This is a genomic window from Colwellia sp. C2M11, assembly GCF_018860915.1.
Taxonomy (GTDB): Bacteria; Pseudomonadota; Gammaproteobacteria; order Enterobacterales; family Alteromonadaceae; genus Colwellia.
On sequence record NZ_JAHKQD010000023.1, the window covers coordinates 1 to 18,893 of the forward strand.

18 protein-coding genes and 4 tRNA genes are annotated in these 18,893 nt (G+C 35.8%); 17 read left to right on the forward strand and 5 right to left on the reverse strand.

The features are described from left to right. The 7 genes from KO509_RS07540 to purF form a co-directional block, all read left to right on the forward strand. A partial coding sequence (locus tag KO509_RS07540) for a FimV/HubP family polar landmark protein (protein ID WP_289847531.1) occupies positions 1-1,083 on the forward strand: 1,083 nt, incomplete at its 5' end. A gap of 105 nt (positions 1,084-1,188) precedes the next feature. After that, positions 1,189-1,971, forward strand: coding sequence for a tRNA pseudouridine(38-40) synthase TruA (gene truA / locus KO509_RS07545; protein WP_215972677.1), 783 nt, complete (start codon positions 1,189-1,191; stop codon positions 1,969-1,971). 174 nt (positions 1,972-2,145) lie between these two features. After that, positions 2,146-3,000, forward strand: coding sequence for an acetyl-CoA carboxylase, carboxyltransferase subunit beta (accD, locus tag KO509_RS07550; protein ID WP_215972678.1), 855 nt, complete (start codon positions 2,146-2,148; stop codon positions 2,998-3,000). A gap of 33 nt (positions 3,001-3,033) precedes the next feature. Further along, positions 3,034-4,515, forward strand: a complete 1,482-nt coding sequence (locus tag KO509_RS07555) for a Mur ligase family protein (RefSeq protein WP_215972679.1) — start codon at positions 3,034-3,036, stop codon at positions 4,513-4,515. Between the two features lie 29 nt (positions 4,516-4,544). After that, complete coding sequence (locus KO509_RS07560; RefSeq protein ID WP_215972680.1) at positions 4,545-5,192, forward strand: SPOR domain-containing protein; 648 nt, start codon at positions 4,545-4,547, stop codon at positions 5,190-5,192. 84 nt (positions 5,193-5,276) lie between these two features. Then, positions 5,277-5,759, forward strand: coding sequence for a CvpA family protein (locus tag KO509_RS07565; RefSeq protein ID WP_215972681.1), 483 nt, complete (start codon positions 5,277-5,279; stop codon positions 5,757-5,759). A 47-nt stretch (positions 5,760-5,806) separates the two neighbouring features. Then, a complete protein-coding gene (gene purF, locus KO509_RS07570) occupies positions 5,807-7,324 on the forward strand; it encodes an amidophosphoribosyltransferase (RefSeq protein ID WP_215972682.1) in 1,518 nt (505 codons plus the stop codon). A gap of 118 nt (positions 7,325-7,442) precedes the next feature. Here the strand turns inward: purF and KO509_RS07575 are convergent, their stop codons facing one another. Both KO509_RS07575 and KO509_RS07580 read right to left on the reverse strand, forming a co-directional pair. Beyond that, positions 7,443-8,042, reverse strand: a complete 600-nt coding sequence (locus tag KO509_RS07575) for a Yip1 family protein (protein ID WP_215972683.1) — start codon at positions 8,040-8,042, stop codon at positions 7,443-7,445. A gap of 280 nt (positions 8,043-8,322) precedes the next feature. After that, a complete protein-coding gene (locus tag KO509_RS07580; RefSeq protein WP_215972684.1) occupies positions 8,323-8,628 on the reverse strand; it encodes a hypothetical protein in 306 nt (101 codons plus the stop codon). Positions 8,629-8,828: 200 nt separating this feature from the next. Here KO509_RS07580 and miaE point away from each other — a divergent pair, with 200 nt between their 5' ends. The 5 genes from miaE to KO509_RS07605 all read left to right on the forward strand — a co-directional run bounded on the left by miaE (position 8,829) and on the right by KO509_RS07605 (position 14,042). Then, positions 8,829-9,599 carry a tRNA isopentenyl-2-thiomethyl-A-37 hydroxylase MiaE gene (gene miaE / locus KO509_RS07585; RefSeq protein WP_215972685.1) on the forward strand — a complete coding sequence of 257 codons (771 nt, stop codon included), beginning with the start codon at positions 8,829-8,831 and terminating at the stop codon, positions 9,597-9,599. Between the two features lie 191 nt (positions 9,600-9,790). Beyond that, on the forward strand, positions 9,791-10,378 hold the full coding sequence (locus tag KO509_RS07590) for a CAP domain-containing protein (RefSeq protein ID WP_215972686.1): 588 nt from the start codon (positions 9,791-9,793) through the stop codon (positions 10,376-10,378). Positions 10,379-10,628: 250 nt separating this feature from the next. Continuing rightward, positions 10,629-11,591, forward strand: coding sequence for an MbnP family copper-binding protein (locus KO509_RS07595; protein WP_215972687.1), 963 nt, complete (start codon positions 10,629-10,631; stop codon positions 11,589-11,591). Between the two features lie 4 nt (positions 11,592-11,595). Continuing rightward, on the forward strand, positions 11,596-12,831 hold the full coding sequence (locus tag KO509_RS07600) for an MbnH family di-heme enzyme (RefSeq protein WP_252727443.1): 1,236 nt from the start codon (positions 11,596-11,598) through the stop codon (positions 12,829-12,831). Continuing rightward, positions 12,831-14,042: a hypothetical protein gene (locus tag KO509_RS07605; RefSeq protein ID WP_215972688.1), complete on the forward strand. Its 1,212-nt coding sequence runs from the start codon at positions 12,831-12,833 to the stop codon at positions 14,040-14,042. Before KO509_RS07600 ends, KO509_RS07605 begins: the two co-directional genes overlap by 1 nt. 61 nt (positions 14,043-14,103) lie before the next feature. Here the strand turns inward: KO509_RS07605 and lpxH are convergent, their stop codons facing one another. Both lpxH and KO509_RS07615 read right to left on the reverse strand, forming a co-directional pair. Next, on the reverse strand, positions 14,104-14,865 hold the full coding sequence (lpxH, locus tag KO509_RS07610; protein ID WP_215972689.1) for a UDP-2,3-diacylglucosamine diphosphatase: 762 nt from the start codon (positions 14,863-14,865) through the stop codon (positions 14,104-14,106). A 71-nt stretch (positions 14,866-14,936) separates the two neighbouring features. After that, positions 14,937-15,428, reverse strand: coding sequence for a peptidylprolyl isomerase (locus KO509_RS07615; protein ID WP_215972690.1), 492 nt, complete (start codon positions 15,426-15,428; stop codon positions 14,937-14,939). A gap of 205 nt (positions 15,429-15,633) precedes the next feature. Between KO509_RS07615 and cysS the strand changes: the two genes are divergently transcribed. Then, the gene (gene cysS / locus KO509_RS07620; protein WP_215972691.1) at positions 15,634-17,055 is read left to right on the forward strand and encodes a cysteine--tRNA ligase; all 1,422 of its coding nucleotides are present in this window, start codon (positions 15,634-15,636) and stop codon (positions 17,053-17,055) included. A 93-nt stretch (positions 17,056-17,148) separates the two neighbouring features. Here cysS and folD read toward each other — a convergent pair whose 3' ends face one another. Further along, complete coding sequence (gene folD, locus KO509_RS07625; protein ID WP_215972692.1) at positions 17,149-18,003, reverse strand: bifunctional methylenetetrahydrofolate dehydrogenase/methenyltetrahydrofolate cyclohydrolase FolD; 855 nt, start codon at positions 18,001-18,003, stop codon at positions 17,149-17,151. Positions 18,004-18,329: 326 nt separating this feature from the next. Between folD and KO509_RS07630 the strand changes: the two genes are divergently transcribed. The 4 genes from KO509_RS07630 to KO509_RS07645 all read left to right on the forward strand — a co-directional run bounded on the left by KO509_RS07630 (position 18,330) and on the right by KO509_RS07645 (position 18,853). Then, positions 18,330-18,406, forward strand: a tRNA-Pro gene (locus KO509_RS07630). Between the two features lie 150 nt (positions 18,407-18,556). Further along, positions 18,557-18,633: transfer RNA gene (locus tag KO509_RS07635), tRNA-Arg, on the forward strand. A 29-nt stretch (positions 18,634-18,662) separates the two neighbouring features. Further along, positions 18,663-18,738: transfer RNA gene (locus KO509_RS07640), tRNA-His, on the forward strand. Positions 18,739-18,776: 38 nt separating this feature from the next. Then, a tRNA-Pro gene (locus KO509_RS07645) sits at positions 18,777-18,853 on the forward strand. The last annotated feature ends 40 nt before the right edge of the window (positions 18,854-18,893 follow it).

The following is an 18,893-nucleotide window of genomic DNA, read 5'->3' on the forward strand; positions in this document are numbered from 1 at the left end:
GACGAGCTTGATATCGATGAGCTAATAACTGATAAAGAACAGCCAAGTGATAGCTCACTCGACAATGATGTTGATAATGACATTGATGATAAGGTTGAAGATGAGTTAATCGCTGATGACGAGCTTGATATCGATGACCTAATTGCTGATATGGAACAGTCAAATGATAGCTCAATCGATAGTGCCGTTGATAGTGAAGTTGAAGATGAATTACTTGATGATGAAGACTTCGACATCGATGAGCTAATTGCTGACTTGGAGAAGTCAAATGAAACTCCAATGGAAAATGAAGTTGAAGATGAGTTAATTGATGATGAAGACTTTGACATTGATGAGCTAATTGCCGACATGGAACAGTCAACTGAAAGCCCTGTTGAAGATAAACTTGATATTGGCGATGATTTAGTTTCAGGTGCTTTCGATAAGCAAGCACTTGAAGAATTATTGGAAGATAACGAACATGCTATTGAGTTATCACCTGATTTTTCAGATCAAAATGTATTAGCAGATTTGTTAAATGATAGTGATGAAGATAGTAGTAGCAAAGTAACAGAAGCTAGTGAAATTAATGATATTAAAGAGTTAAATAATTTAAATTTTGATGAGCTTTTAGCAAATATCGAAGAAGAGTCTAGTATTGCCAATCAAGGTGCTAATTTTAATGAAAACCTTGATGATAGCGATAAAGTAACATTAGAAGATTTCGATAACTTTAATTCTCAAGACATTTCATCGAAAGATAGTGCAGAGGCAGGAAACTTTGCAAGTAGTGATAGCAACGAAAGTGATTTTGTCTCTGTTGACTCATTACTTTCTGATAGCCAAGGAGAAGTCAATTTTGATGAACCTTATGAAAACGCCAATATAGATGTTGGATTGAATGAATTTCCAGAATTTACTCGTGATGTCAACTTAATTGATGTTGATATTGATGAGAGCGGTATGGCCGCTAAACTTGATTTAGCAAAAGTTTACCTTGAAATAGGAGACGAAGATAATGCTCAAGTTATTTTAAAAGAAGTTATTAAATTGGGTACAGCTGAACAGCAAGAAGAAGCACAGAGACTGTTAAACGAGTCTTAAGACGATATATAACGTAATCGAATTACTAACAATATTGGCATAGCGCAGTAAAATAATGGATAATGCGCCAATTTGAGTTATACACAGTTGGCTTAAGAGGTTTACATGCGTTACGCACTAGGTATCGAATACGATGGGAAAAATTATTGTGGCTGGCAACGGCAAAAAAGCGTAATTAGCGTACAACAAAAAGTAGAACAAGCATTATCTAAAATTGCAGACGAGCCTATTGAAGTTATTTGTGCTGGTCGTACCGATACAGGTGTTAATGCGACAAATCAAGTTATCCATTTTGATACTACTAAGCAGCGTAAGGATATTGCGTGGACTCTAGGGGTCAATACTCATTTACCTACAGACATAGCAGTCACTTGGGTTAAAGCTGTTAGTGATGACTTTCATGCTCGCTTTAGTGCTACAGCGAGACGCTATCGTTATATTATTTATAATAATAAATTACGCTCTGCTATTTTAAGTTACGGTATTAGCCATTGCCATTATTGGTTAGATGAAAAACTCATGCAAGAAGGGGCACAATACCTCGTTGGTAAGCATGACTTTACTTCATTTCGAACAGTTCACTGTCAATCACACTCACCAGTTCGCACTATTGAACATTGTGAAATAACTCGTCAAGGTGAATATATCATCGTTGATATAAAAGCGAATGCTTTTTTACACCATATGGTGCGTAATGTGGTTGGTAGTTTAATGCGTGTTGGGCAATCACAAGAAAAACCAATTTGGATTAAAGAAGTATTGGAGCTTAAAAATCGTTGTATGGCAGGTGTAACTGCACCACCAGAAGGTTTATACTTTGTCGAGGTTGATTATCCAGGGCAGTTTGACTTGCCTAAAAGACCGTTTGGACCATTGTTTTTAAATTAAACTGTAATTATCATTATTAAATAACAAAACAGACCAGTTTTTTATATAACATATAGGATAAAGTATGTTCTAATTATTGGTTATATTTGTTATCACATTCTACTTAACTTTTTTATGAAGGTTTATCAGTAAAAAAGTTGATTTATATTCGTTGCAATAGGCAAAAATAAAATTATGAGCTGGATTGAAAAAATTCTCCCAAAAGCAAAATCTACCCAAAAAAGCAATATTCCTGAAGGTGTTTGGAGTAAGTGCTCTTCATGTAATGCAGTACTGTATAAAGTTGAGCTAGATAGACAAATATCTGTTTGTCCAAAGTGTGATCATCATATGCGTATTAGTGCGCGTAAACGCATCGACAGTTTTCTTGATCAAGATAACCGTCAAGAGCTAGGTGAAGAGTTTGAAGCACAAGATATTTTAAAATTTAAAGACTCAAAGCGTTATAAAGATAGATTAAGTGCCGCGCGTAAAAATACCGGTGAAAAAGATGCTTTAGTTGTAATGAAAGGTGAACTTCATGGTATGCCTGTTGTTGTTGCTGCATTTGAATTTGCATTTTTAGGTGGCTCTATGGCTTCCGTTGTTGGTGCTCGTTTCGTTAAAGGTGTTGAATATTGTTTAGAGCATAACCTTCCTTTTATATGTTTTTCAGCAAGTGGCGGTGCCCGTATGCAAGAAGCATTATTTTCATTAATGCAAATGGCCAAAACAAGTGCAGCATTAGCTAAAATGAGTGAAAAAGGTTTACCTTATGTTTCTGTATTAACCGACCCTACTATGGGTGGTGTTTCTGCAAGTTTAGCTATGTTAGGTGACATCAATGTTGCAGAGCCAAAAGCATTAATCGGTTTTGCAGGCCCGCGTGTTATCGAACAAACAGTTCGTGAAAAACTGCCAGAAGGTTTTCAACGCAGTGAGTTTTTATTAGAAAAAGGGGCTATTGATATGATTGTTGATCGCCGTAATATGCGTGAAACATTAGCTCGCATGTTAGCCAAATTTACAGGACAAGTTAGCCCTTTATAATATTATCTTAAATTAGCTAAAGTCTATTAATATATGTTGAAACAAACTGAAAGCCACTCGAAAGATTTTTCTAATCTTAATGAGTGGCTTTGTTATTTAGAAACCATCCATAGCACTGAAATTGATCTTGGGCTATCTCGCATTAGCGAAGTTGCTACAAGATTAAATATTGATTTTAGTTTTGCTTGTGTAATTACCGTTGCTGGCACTAATGGCAAAGGAACTACGTGTGCTTTTTTAGAAAATGCACTACTTGGTGAAGTTAGGTCCGAAAAAGTAGATGAGAAGACCATCGAAAACGATAATTCCAAAGATAATATTCGTTTACAAACCGTGGCTGTATACTCATCACCACATATTGAAAAATTTAATGAACGGTTACGTATTAATAAAAGTGACATCGATGATCAATCACTTATTACTGCGTTTGAAAAAATAGAGTTCGCAAGGGGAGAAATATCTCTAAGCTATTATGAGTATACAACCTTAGCTGCATTTCTTGTACTGATGCAGGTTAAACCAGACATTATTATATTAGAGGTTGGCTTAGGCGGACGTCTTGATGCAACCAATATCATTGATGCTGATGTGGCTGTTATCACAACCGTTGACCTTGATCATCAAGCTTTTCTTGGTAACGATAGAGAAACGATTGGTTTTGAAAAAGCAGGTATTATGCGTGGTAATCAGCATATTATTATTGGTGACCCTAATGTACCACAATCTGTATTAAATTATGCTAAGCAAGTCAATGAAGTCGCTGATGAACAAGGTTTACAGCAAGCATTAAAAAAAATAAAAGTACGTAATAAAGATTTTTTTATTGTTAATAACAGTGTTTTTAATAATCAGGACGAGCCCTGTTGGCAACTTCAGTTTATTGACGTTGATGAAAAAAATCAAAAAATAGAATGTAATTTGCATAGCCTTATCACAACTTATATTCCTCAAGATAATGTTGTCACAGCATTAATGGTCTTAAAGCAACTTGGAGTTCAGTTAACGACTAATAAAGTTAACAGCCTAATTTCAAATACCCAAGTAGCAGGAAGAACAGAGGTATTTAATCTAAAAAGCCAGCAGGTTGGTAAAGCCGAAAGTAGCGATGTAATCAGTAATACTTTTGTGGCGCAATGTGATGTTATGCTCGATGTTGGTCATAACCCACATGCAGGTCGATATTTAGCACAAAAAATAGCTCAAGTTAAAGCTCAAAATCAATATCAACGTATTATTGCCGTTGTTGCTATGCTTGCAGATAAAGATATTGCTAATACCTTAACTCCTTTTAATGATGTTGTTGATGAATGGTATTTAGCACCATTAACGGTTCCAAGAGCAGCAACCGCTGAACAAATGGTAAATGAGCTATCTCATTTTACTAATTCTATCAATTGCTTTGACAATATTACTCAGGCATTTAAAATGGCTAATCTTAAAAGTGAATCAAATGACTTGATTCTTGTTTTTGGCTCTTTCTACACGGTTGCCGAAATTAGGCAGCTTTTAATTTAGACTATAGCTTAAGTTATTTGGAGTATCGTTTGTCTACACCGTTTCAAAATCGCCTTGTTGGTACCATTATTGTTGCTGCCGCAATCGTTATTTTCTTACCTGATATACTTGATGGCAAAAAACAGTCTAGTCAAGCCGACTTCGACACAATTCCACAAGCTCCTGCTTTTAAGGGGGAAACAATCCAAGCGCCGTTTCCAAATGAAGCATTAGTAAAGCAAGAAGCACCTAGTACCTCTAATGAAGAAGCTATAGATGAGCAATTATTAATAGATAATGAGAAAAGTGAAAATGCGCTTAGTGACACTCAAATTACTAAAGTAACACCGGCAAATAAGCCGAAAAAAATTGAAATGAATAGTGCTTCGAAGACAAAAAGTAATTCAGCAATTGATAAACCTGTATTAGGAAAAACCCCAGCTAAAGCCGTTAACAAAGAAGCTTGGGTTATTCAACTAGGTAGTTTTAGAAATAAAAGCAATGTTGAAGAATTAGTGAACAAGTTAAAAAGTAATGGTTATACTGTTTTTACTAAGCCTATTCAAACTAAAAAAGGCACGTTAACAAAAGTTTTTGTAGGACCTGAACTGATAGAAGCATCTTTGACTAAAAAAATTCCAGCATTAAAAAAATTAACAAATGTACAGGGTAAAGTTTCTCGATTTTACCCAAATTAATAACGGTATTACAGCCAAAAGGTTGGGCATTTGTTTTTTGATTCTGATAGAATGCGCGCCTCTAATGAATGAGAAACTTAAACCATGGTTTGGATAGATTACGCCATTTTAGCCGTAATAGGCATATCAACACTAATTAGCTTGGTGCGAGGCTTTGCAAAAGAAGCTGTATCGTTAATTATTTGGATAGGTGCTTTTTTTATTGCGAGTACCTTTTATGCCAATCTAGCTAACCTTCTTACTAATATCTCTGATCAATTTTTGCGAAATGCAGCCGCAATCGCGATTTTATTTATAACTACTTTAGTCTTGGGCGCTTTAATTAACTATCTTATTGGACAGTTAGTAAGGAAGACAGGATTATCTGGCACCGATCGAGTTCTAGGACTTGTATTTGGTGCATTACGTGGCGTGTTAATTATCAGTGCAGTGTTATTCTTTATGGATGCTTTCACTGGTGCAGCAACAACAGAGTGGTGGAAAAGTTCACAATTAATACCTGAGTTCAGGTTGGTTGTTGAATGGTTTTTTGAGTATCTCAAACAATCATCAAGTTTTCTAACATAACGTTAATTCATAAAACTATTAGCTAATTTCCCAGCGGAGAAAAATTCATGTGTGGTATTGTTGGTATTGTCGGTAAAACCCCGGTTAATCAATATTTGTATGACGGATTAACAGTGTTACAGCATCGAGGACAAGATGCTGCCGGTATTGTTACTATCCATGACGATACATTTCGTTTAAGAAAAGGTAATGGTTTAGTTAAAGACGTTTTTCATACGCGTCATATGCTTAGATTACAAGGCAATATAGGTATTGGCCATGTTCGTTACCCAACTGCAGGTACTTCTAGTTCCTCAGAAGCTCAGCCTTTTTATGCTAATTCACCTTATGGTATCTCTTTAGCACATAATGGTAACCTAACCAATGCAGATGAATTAAAAACTTGGCTTAATACTAAAGCTCGACGTCACGTAAATACAACTTCTGATTCAGAGTTACTGTTAAATATTTTAGGCCATGAATTACAGCAAAGTGAGAGCGCATCCTTAACACCTGATGATATTTTTACTGCTATAACTAATGTGCATAAACGTGTTAGAGGTGCTTATGCTACTGTCGCTTTAATTATTGGTTATGGCATGGTTGCGTTTCGTGACCCAAATGGTATCAGACCACTCGTTTTTGGTAAGCGTGAAACTGAACATGGTATCGAATACATGATAGCGTCTGAAACGGTTGCTCTTGACGCTTGTTCGTTTGAGTTTGTTCGTGATGTTGCTCCAGGTGAAGCCATTTTCTTCTCAGAAAATGGTCAAATTCATAGCCAGCAATGTTTTGATAAACCTAACTACAGCCCGTGTATTTTTGAATTTGTTTATTTTGCTCGCCCAGATTCAACAATAGATAAAATTTCTGTTTATGCCTCTCGTGTTGAAATGGGAACGAAGTTGGGTGAAAAAATAGCCAAAGAATGGGATGATGTTGAAATAGATGTTGTTATTCCTATTCCTGAAACATCATGTGATATTGCGTTGCAAATCGCCAAACAATTAAATTTACCTTATCGTCAAGGCTTTGTTAAGAACCGCTATATTGGCCGTACTTTTATCATGCCAGGACAAGAGCAGCGCAAAAAGTCTGTTCGTCAAAAGCTGAATGCAATTGGAGCAGAGTTTAAAGGTAAAAATGTTTTACTCGTAGATGACTCTGTTGTACGTGGCACAACCTCTGAACAAATTATTGAAATGGCTCGCGCATCAGGCGCTAATAAAGTTTATTTTGCTTCTGCTGCCCCTGAAGTTCGTTTTCCTAATGTTTACGGCATAGATATGCCAAGCGCTAACGAATTGATTGCTCATGGTCGTGACGTTGACGATGTTTGTGAATTAATTGGTGCAGATAAACTTATTTACCAATCTATAGAAGACTTAGTTATTGCTGTGAGAGCAGGGAACCCTGAAATTAAGAGCTTTGATACTTCTGTATTCGATGGTATCTATGTGACCAACGATATAGATAATGCTTATTTAGAAAAACTTGATGCACAAAGAAATAATAGCAGTAAAGAAGCATCAGATAAAAATGCTGATACTGTTATTGATATGTACAATGAAGGTGCAGAGTAACTTTACGTTATATCTAAATAGTGATAAAGAAACTGTAGAGTATAAAGTAACGAGTAGCGGTTAATTTTCAACTGGCTACTCGTTATGCTGTTATTGTTAGTAACTCTTAAATGACTAGCTAAGAAATATATTCAGGTCCAAATCCCATAGACCATAATACCGCACTAAATGCCATAATTCCCACGAGTAGCACTAGACCACAAGTAACTACCGAGCTTGAATATATAAATCCTTTTTCTTCAGGAATATTCATCATAATAGGTACGCCTGAATATAATAAATAAATGGAATAACATACCGCGGCAACTCCAGCTAATGCAACAAACCAAAGTACTGGGTACAACGCAGCAATACCAACCATTAGCATAGGTGTTGAAGTATATGCAGCAAGCTCTAATGATTGTACAAAACTTGGTTTTGCATCAAAGGTTTTTGCCATCCATTGAATTAAGTAGGCGAGTGCTAATACACCAACAATTAAAGCGCAATATAGTGCTACCGCCATTAATTGAGCGCTACTTTGATTTATTTTTATTGGATCACCAACACCGATTGTCCAACCGATATGTGCAGCGGCATAGTATCCACAAATAGTAGGGATGAGTGCCACTACTAATATATGTATCATGCTATAGGTTAAACTTTCGTGGCGCTTTTCAATTGTTTGCCATTCGTCTTTTGGGTGAGTGTATAAGCCCCAAATATGATTTAATATCATAACAACTTCCTCTTGCAGTCCCCGATTAATTATTTAGCTATTTTATATAAATTTATTATTGTTCACTAAATAAACATTCGACATTAAAAAAATTATATTGTCGATAACCTATTTATGTAAGATGCCAGCCCATTCGTCAAGGTTTGATCGGTAAATAGACAATAAAAGATGAAAATAAATACTTTTTATATTGAATATAAGTAAAAACTATTTTACTTATCACGTATGGATATAAGTAAGTTTGAATTGGGAGTACGTCATTAAATTATATTTATGCACATTAGGCGACCTTTATTCTAACTATTTTCATTATTTCAATATCAAAACCTGCGATATTTTCATTGTCTGGGTAGTAAGTAATATTTACGCGTTGCCCTTTTAAACTTTTATATAATTTTTTTCGTTTATATTTAAAAGCAACACTTATATCTTCCAACATAAGCGTATTAATAACCCAATCATCAGCTTCACGTTGAACATGTGAGATAACCTTAATATTATCGGTATGAACAAGTTTATTATGTTGCTCAATTAACTTCTTTGCTTCTTTATTGTCAGGGACGTTATCTTTAAAGTTATGGGTCATGATCAAAACCTGCGGAGTATAGGTGCTACTAGTATCTCAATTTATTGCTTTTTAAAATAGTGTCATCGTTTAATTAAAAGTTAAATTAATCATAATGTTTATCTGTATTCATTTAAGGACGGCAGAATAAAGTAATATATTTAGTAAACTTCATGTTAAAATTATTCTAAATTATCAATAATATTGAACTTATAAAAACAATGTACGAAGAATTATTAGCGCCAATTAACGCTTTCTTAAAATGTAAGACTCCTGAGTCTTGGGTTGAAGAAGCAAAAAAAACAGAAAACTTACCAATACTTCTTCGGGATCATTTAATTTGTGAATTAAAAGCCGCTCAAAGTGCATTATTTTTACTTAAACGTTATGCACTAACAGCAGAAGGTGCAGAGCAATTAACTGATCTAATGAAACCTTATGAGCAGTTTGCCTATAAACGTATTGGTAACACTGAAACGCTCAAAGGGATGAATGTTTTATCTAAGTCGATTAAAGCTAAGTCTGATTGTTCATACGGGCAAGATATGGTTGATAAAATGGTTTTATTAATAAGAGAAGAGTTACATCACTTTTATCAAGTATTAGAAATTATTGAAGAAAATAATATTCCTTACGATCCAATACCTGCATCACGGTATGCGAAGGGGATGCTTAAAAATGTTCGTACCTATGAACCAGAAGCGCTTATTGATAAGTTAATTATTGGTGCATACATTGAAGCAAGATCTTGTGAACGTTTTGCTAAAATAGCACCGTATTTAGACTCAAAAATTGGTAAGTTTTATTTATCGTTACTTCGCTCTGAAGCACGTCATTATCAAGACTACTTAGCACTAGCAGAGCAAATTTCCAAAGTAGATATAACAGAGCGAGTTACTTTTTTTGGTGTTATTGAAGCTGAACTTATTCAATCACCAGATACCGATTTTAAATTTCATTCAGGTAAGCCAAATTTAATTTGTTTGCTCTAAACCTAAGTCCTTTTAGAGCAGAATCATAAGTAAATATTCCCGCTATTAATAGTAATGAAATTTAAGTAATTGTTTTTCATGTTGTTTTAAGCTATCTAATTTTTTTGATTTGTGCAATATTAAATGACAATAAACAAAAATTATAGGGCTAACAGTACTGAAAAGCCTCTATAAGAAACTATTAGGGCTTTATGTCAAAATTGCATTTTATAATTATACTTCTTTTTTTTCCTGTATTTGTTTTAGCTAATGAAATTGATGAATGTGGTAACAATAATGAAGCAAGAGCTTTAGTTAAATTAATTAAAAGTGATAATCAGCAAAAACGAATATCTATCCGTTGTAATAGCTTGCTTACTGAAGCGGCTGAAGCGAAAGCTAAAAAAATGTCTGAATTAGGTTTGGTTGTACATAATCTTGAAGGGGGGCCAAATTCACGTTTACGCAATCTAGGTTATAAACTCCCATATTATTACGGTTATGATTTTAATAGCAACCAAGTAGAGGCTATTGCAGGTGGTTATTCTGATGCAGAAGAAGTCTGGGATGCCTTTAAAAGATCGGAACTTCATCGAACACATTTATTAGGTGATCTTGACTTCTATAAAGAGCAAGATGAAATCGGAGTTGCTTTTATAAAAAAGTGGGAGTCACCTCACGTAGAATATTGGGTAGTTTATTTAACGAAAGGCTATGAAAAAAACCAAACTAAGCTTGCTGAATTTACTGAAATACCTAACAAAAGCCTATTTATAATACAGCATGATAAATTAAAATAGTGATTGTAAAAAACTAATAAGATATCAATTGCGTTGAGTGATTGACACCGATCATTTTATCGACTTTTTGCCTTAGAATATTTTTCTCTTAGCGCCTGCTTTGAGTAATTTAATAATTAAACCTGCCAATAACTTAACTTACATTATTGTAAAATAGAACTTTCTTCAGAAGTGCGACAATTTGTCACTCTGTTATTAAAGGTTGTGAATCTATAATGACGTAATTCTTATTATAATGGAACTTACGATAATGTTTACACGCTTTATTTCTGGTATTAAATCTCCTCTATCATTAACCTTCGCATCAGTAGTGCTATTGGCTGGTTGTGGCTCTAGTAGTGAAAGTACTGTCGATACAGGTACGCCAACGGAAGAAAACACACCTTTTACACTTGATTTTACAGCAAAAAGTGCTGGTGAAACTGTGGCTTGTGATACTAGCCACAACCAATTTGGTACTGAAGAATTACATGCTATTTCTGTAAGTGATTTACGCTTTTATATAAGTAACCTTAAATTCTATAATGAAAATAATGAAGAGATTAGTGTTGAGTTAGATGCTAATGACTTTCAACGTCATAGTGAACAAGGATTCGTTGGCTTAATCGATTTAACTAGCAACACTGCTGGTGCGTGTACAGATGATGCTTTAGGTGGTACAGAGCGAACAAATACCGCTATTAGTGGAACGATTATTGGTGGCACTGGTACTGTCAATAGCGTTAGTTTTGATGTCGGTGTACCACAAGCGGTTATGAAAGATGTTATTGCGACCAACACGCAAGAAGATGCGCCAACACCATTAAATGAATTATATTGGTCTTGGGCAAGTGGGTACCGTCATTTTGTGATGAATTTTACGATTGAAAATACTGAAGAAGTTGAGGGTAAAGGTCTTATACATTTGGGTAGTCGAGATTGTGGCGGTGATGGTTTGCTTGCTTTAGAAGAGAAAGATACTTGTGATTTCGTGAATACGCCGAAAGTGACTCTTGATAACTTTAATCCTGTTAACGACGTTGTTGTACTTGATATTGATGCAATGTTAAATAATGTTCAATTTTCCGCAACAGGTGATGAAGTAACTCCTACAGTATCTTGTCATTCCAACCCTACGCAAACAGATTGTACTGCTCTTTTTGAAAATTTTGGTTTAGACATTACTGATGGTAGTGCTGATGCTGATGCAAATCTTGTATTTATTAAAGAATAAGTAAATGCTATTTAGATCTCTAGGTCGGTTAACGTTGCCTAAACTCAGTGAAGTTGATTCTTCATTGAGTTTCATGTTTTTACCGCTGTCATTATTCGTGATGCTTTTTGTTTCTGGTTGCAATGTATCTTCTACGACAACAGTTACTTCAACTGAAACAGAACAGGATTTACGTACATTATTAGACTTACCCGATCATATGCCTTTACCGGCTATTCCTGAGTTTAATCCGCTCACCAAGGAAAAAATAACGCTGGGGCGTTTTTTATTTTACGATAAACAGCTATCCGCTAACCAAACTCAATCTTGTGGTTCGTGTCACTTTCAGTCTGATGCCTTTGCCGATGGCATTAGTACACCAATAGGCTCAACAGGGCATGCTTTAGTACGTAACAGCCAAGGGTTAAGTAACGTGGCATATAACGCAACGTTTACTTGGAGTAATGACACTTTTTTTGAGTTAGAAGATCAATTAAATGTACCAATTCGTGCCGATGATCCTATTGAATTAGGGGTTACTGATGCTGAACTTGATACCGTATTAAGCCGTTTTAATAACGATGAGAAGTATCAAGAGATGTTTGAAGCTGCTTTTCCTGATAGTGATTCAGGCGCAACAATGAATAAAGTTATTTTTTCATTGGCAAGCTTTGTGCGAACGATGATCAGTGCTAAGAGTCCTTACGATGAATATTTATTAGGTGATAAAGAGGCTTTAACAGCACAGCAAAAACTAGGTTTTAGTTTATTTAATGGTGAAAAATTTGAGTGCTTTCATTGTCATACTGGTATTAACTTTACTGTGTCATATAAAGATGCCAATACGTTGAATGATGCACTTTTATTTCCATTTTTTAATAACGGTTTGTACAACGTAAATTCGGATGGAAGCTATCCTGCAGAAGATCAGGGACTCTTTGACTTATCGTCTGACCCGACCGATAAAGGTAAATTTAGGCCACCGTCACTACGAAATATAGAGTTTACAGCACCTTATATGCACGATGGCAGTATCGGTACTTTACGCGAGGTTGTTGAGCATTATGCCAGAGGTGGAACATTGACAGAATATGGTGTTAACGCGGGGGATGGAAAAAATAGCCCTTATAAATCAGCACTGATACTTGGCTTTTCGGCTACAGATGAAGAAATTGACGCTGTAGTCTCTTTTTTAGAGTCACTTTCTGATTATGATTTTATTAATAACGAAAAATTTTCGAATCCGCATGAGGAAAATTAATGCTTAAGCGTATTAAGCCAATATGGCTATTATCTTTACTTTCTATTGTTTATCAACCAGTAATGGCTCACCAAAAAGTTTCTTTGTCTGAGAAGGACTCAATTAAAGTTTTGGCTGCTATAACTTACCGTAACAACCAAATAGTAGAGAGCGGTGAAATATGGCAACCGCAAGGTTTTTTAGTTGGTGGTGAAGCGGTACCTGCAGAAGACGGTGCAAGCTTAGATGATGCACAACTGCAGGGGTACATGAACCTAAATAAAGAATACTATGTTGCCGCTAAATTAAGTGCACATAGTCACAGCGGTGAAAATAGTCTTGAATTAGAAAATCTTTGGTTTGGTACTGAGTTTCAATTTGCACAGCAAATGTTTCAAATTGAAGCAGGGAAGATTTCAACCGAAGTAACAGATACCATTAATTATCATTCATCTATAGATATTTTTAGTCAGGCACCATTATCTGCAGATATATTATTTGGCCGTCATTTTACCGATATAGGCGCGCGATTTGCGTTAATGAATTCAATTGATCAGTTAAATTCAAGTTATAAGTTAGGTATAGAGTTATTTAGTGGTGATAATTTTCCTGCAACTTCTGGTGATGGCAGTATATCGGCATTTAGCCATTTGACTTTTCAGTCACAATCTTTTCAGTCGATAGCTAAACTTTGGGTAATGTATGCTAAAGCAGAGCAAAGGGAAGATGTACGTTATAGTGAAGGCCATAGCCATGGTGTATCGGTAGACAATGTAGTTCAATCATTTTTTACGGGGGATACCTTGAGTACAGGTATATATCTTGATGGAACGTGGGATTATGAGCAATGGCGTTTTCATGGTGAGTTTGAATGGATTCAAGCACAAATAGATGGTCAAATCTCAACGACAACACAAAGTGCCTACATGGATGCAGTTCAAAGTTCATATCGTTTAGCCGCTTTTGTAGAGAGAGAAAAGCACAGTCTTCACCTTGAATATGAAATTTTAAGTGTTGATAATGAGTTCTCTCACACAACAGAGACATTCATTGAGCAAGTAGGTTTAAGTAATAATGGGTTTGAACCAAACAGACTAAGTGTTGGTTGGCATTATGCATTTCATCCTGATTTTATATTACGTACTGAATGGATGAGAGATGAAAGCAATGAATTATCACAAGTTAGCTCCATTGTTAGCTTAGGTATTCAATGGCGCTATAACCTTTTATAAGTATTGATAACAGATATTATAACCCGATGAATTCAGATTAATTAGGGATGTCAGTATAAATTTATGCTGACGTATCTGTTTGATTAAATGGGGAGTTGAGTAATTCCATATTGCTTGGTGTTACTTTTAACCAAGCTCCTTGTTCATACCAGTCGCCTAGTACAATGCGTTTTGCGGGTTTGTTATTGGCGGTTAACTCATGTACAGCAGGTCTATGAGTATGACCATGAATCAATAATTGACTTTGATGAGCTTCCAAACAATTGACCACTTCCGAGGGTGTTACATCCATAATATCTTGGGGTTTTATTGATGTAGCTGCAGCACTTTTTTTCCGGTAATCGGCAGCGATTTTTTTACGTACAAATAGTGGTAAGCTTTTTATCATGGTTTGCCACCACCAAGAACGCGATTTTTTACGAAATTGCTGGTAAGCAACATCACGTGTGCATAGAGTGTCGCCATGCATAATGACCACGCTTTGTCCGTATAAGTCGATTAACTCAACTTCAGGTAGTAATATCATGGCTGATTTTTTTGCAAAACTAGCCCCTAGTAAAAAGTCTCGGTTGCCATGAATATAATAAATAGTGGTACCAAGGTTTGATAGAGTGGTTAATGCTTTAGCTATTGTGACTAAATAAGCACTGTCATCATCATCACCAACCCAAGCTTCAAATAAGTCACCGAGAATATAAAGCGTTTGTGCTTGTGTTGCATCATTTTTCAAAAAGCGTAAAAAACAGGCGGTAATATCAGGTCTGTTTTGTGCTAAATGTAAATCAGCAATGAAATATGTTACGGAGTTATTTGTACTTGGCATTGGCAGTTGCTTCTAGTGCTTATTTCTATTAGTGAGTGCTAATTTTGAGTGTTAATATTTACAGCTAACAATTACTCAACAATTGCTGATTCAATAACAATATCTTCTTTAGGCACATCGCCATGACCGTGCAAACTACCTGTTGGTACTAAAGTCATTTTATCTACCACGTCCATACCTTCAACAACTTCACCAAATACACAATAACCCCAACCCTGTACTGATTCATTTTTAAAATCTAAAAAGTCATTGTCAGTTAAGTTAATAAAAAATTGTGCTGAAGCTGAATGAGGCTCTTGAGTACGTGCCATTGCTAATGTGCCACGCTTGTTACTTACACCATTGTTGGCTTCATTTTTAATGCTCGCGCGTGTTTCTTTTTCTTCTAAGCCTGGTGCAAAACCACCACCTTGTGCCATAAAACCTTTAATTACACGGTGAAAGATAGTGCCATTGTAATGACCTTCTTCAACGTATTGTTGAAAGTTTTTTGCAGTAATTGGTGCTTTCTCAAAATCTAATTCAATTTTAATATCGCCAAGGCTTGTTTTGAATATAATCATATCGTTCTCTTCTACAAGGTAAAATTTAACGGAATTGTACGCGATCATTCGCGGAATTAAAAATAGAGGTTTTAATATATTTAATTTACTTGGATATTAATTGATATAAAGTGCATCTGGCATGGTGATTCGATAACACGCTTGGGGTACAATCCATTTTCAATGTAGTACATTATTATTTTATTTACTGGAGTCGTAAACCCTCATGTTACAGATATACAATACTTTAACTCGTAAAAAGGAAGCTTTTACCCCGATTAACCCTGGTAAAGTAGGATTGTATGTTTGTGGTTGTACTGTTTATGATTTGTGCCATATTGGTCATGGACGTACATACATCAGTTTCGACAATATAGCGCGTTATATGCGATTTTCTGGTTATGATGTGAATTATGTACGCAACATTACTGATGTTGAAGATAAAATAATTAATCGTGCTGCACAAAATAATGAAACAACTGAGCAACTTACTGAGCGTACCATTGCTTATATGCATGAAGATTTTGATGCATTAAATATCGCTCGTCCAGATATTGAGCCGCGTGTAACGACTCATATGAATGAAATTATTGCTATGATCGAAACGTTGATCGCGAAAAAGCATGCTTATATTGCAGGTGAAAAAGACAGTAGTGATACCAATAATACAGGTAAAGGTGATGTGTTATTTGACGTTTCTAGCTACGATGATTATGGCAAATTAAGTGGACAAGATTTAGAGCAGTTACAATCAGGTTCAAGAGTTGATGTCGATCAATCCAAAAACAACCCATTAGATTTTGTTTTATGGAAGTCGGCTAAACCCGGCGAGCCTAGTTGGTCATCACCGTGGGGTGAGGGTAGACCTGGTTGGCATATAGAATGTTCAGCGATGAATGCAAAAGAGTTAGGTCATCATTTTGATATTCATGGTGGTGGCTCAGATTTACAATTCCCTCATCATGAAAATGAAATTGCCCAAAGTTGTTGTGCACTTGAAACACCTTATGTAAATTATTGGATGCATACAGGGATGGTACAAGTGGATCAGGAAAAAATGTCAAAATCTTTAGGCAACTTCTTCACTATTCGTGATGTGCTTGCTCAATATGATGCTGAAACGGTTAGGTTTTTCTTAACAACAGGGCATTATCGTAGTCAACTAAACTACTCGACTGATAATTTGAATCAAGCAAGAGCTTCATTAGAGCGTATTTATACGGCCTTAAGAGACGTTGATATTAGTGATGATTTTATTTTAGATAAATCTTCTACTTATGTTAAACAGTTTTGTCAGGCTATGGATGATGATTTTAATACGCCGCAGGCATTAGCAGTACTCTTTGAAATTGCTAAAGAATTAAATGTCGTAAAAAGTAACAATATTGAACAAGCTGAAAAATTAGCGGCAACATTAAAAACGTTAGGTGGTGTTATTGGTTTATTACAATTAGCGCCAGAAAGTTTTTTACAAGGGCAAAATGCGAATGAAGACGTCGCTGAAATTGAAGCGCTTATCGTGCAACGTAATCAAGCACGAATAGATAAAGATTGGGCGCTTGCTGATGAAGCTCGTGATAAGTTAAATGCGATGAATATTATTCTAGAAGATAGCGCAGGTAAAACAACTTGGCGAAAGAATAATTAGTTAATTATTTCAGCGTTAATAGTGATTTGAAGTGTACAAACTATTTGTACACTCTTTTCTTGGATTTATATAATACATAGAAAACAAAAATTTTTATTTGCCGAACTGCTCACAAGCGATAAATGTGTTTTCAATCAAACAAGCCACTGTCATTGGGCCAACGCCGCCAGGTACTGGTGTAATAAAGCTGGCTTTTTCTTTAGCTACATCAAATTCAACATCACCGACAAGCTTACCTGACTCTAAGCGGTTAATACCTACATCAATAACGACTGCACCGTCTTTAATCCATTCGCCAGGAATGAAAGCAGGTTTTCCAACTGCGACGACAATTAAGTCAGCGTTTCTCACTTTACCTTCTAGATCTTTAGTAAATCTATGGGTCGTGGTAACGGTACAACCTGCTAGTAATAACTCTAACATCATTGGTCTACCCACAATATTTGAAGCACCAACAACTAAAGCATCTAAGCCATGTGGTTGAATACCTGTGGACTCAATGAGTTTCATAATTCCTTTTGGTGTACAAGGGCGAAGGCCAGGTTGACGTAAAGCAAGCTTACCCACGTTAGAGGGATGAAAACCATCTACATCTTTTTCAGGGTGGATGTGTTCAATAATCAAGTTAGCATCTAACCCTTCTGGTAAGGGAAGCTGAACTAAAATTCCGTCAATAGTATTGTCGTTATTTAGTTCATTAATTAATTGGTATAACTCATCCTGTGAAGTGGTGGCAGCTAAATCATAAGAACGAGATACAAAACCAACTTCCTCACAAGCTTTACGTTTACTACCTACATAAACCTGAGAAGCTGCATCGCAACCTACTAAAATAACTGCTAGTCCTGGAGCTCTTTGACCTTTATTTTTACGTAGGCTAACTTTTTCTTTAATAGAGTCGCGAACTTTTTTGGCAATAACTTTGCCGTCAATTAATGATGCCGTCATAATACTTAACTGTAACCTTAAATAAATTAATGAGATAAATGAGCTGTAAAATTGAGGTTATTTTGCCATAAACCCTACGCTAGTTATAGTTAAGAGTGAGAATAATTTCATAAGAAAAGTTTGAATAGTGGCATCCCGTACTGATAATGCTTAATTCTTAGTGTTGTCTTGTATATATAAGGTATTTGATACTAATTAAGCAAGTTGCATTAAAAGTGAACGAACAGGTATTTATTTATAAAAATAGTTTGACTGAGCACGCGCAAATCGGTAATATCCGCACCCGTTGAAGACAGCTAATGTTTTAGTTTGTTTTAAACAAATGTCGGTGATTAGCGCAGCTTGGTAGCGCACTTGGTTTGGGTCCAAGGGGTCGCAAGTTCGAATCTTGCATCACCGACCACTTTTTCTTACTAATTTCTTTAAAAAATTATTTAAAAGATGAAGTGTTAGCTTTGGTGTTTATTAAGTTCATTTAGTCATGAATTTTATTATAAATCGCCAGGCATAACTTATTCAGTGAATAAGTTATAATGCTTTTGTAGGTTAATGTGCGCCCTTAGCTCAGCTGGATAGAGCAACGCCCTTCTAAGGCGTGGGTCGCAGGTTCGAATCCTGCAGGGCGTGCCATACTAAAAGTAGATAGAAAAGATATAATGGTGGCTATAGCTCAGTTGGTAGAGCCCCGGATTGTGATTCCGGTTGTCGAGGGTTCAAGTCCCTTTAGCCACCCCATCTTTACTTTGAGCTCCCTACTCAAAGAATTTGAAAATCGGTGATTAGCGCAGCTTGGTAGCGCACTTGGTTTGGGTCCAAGGGGTCGCAAGTTCGAATCTTGCATCACCGACCACTTTTCAAAAATATTATTTCCCATATCTAACCAAAATTGG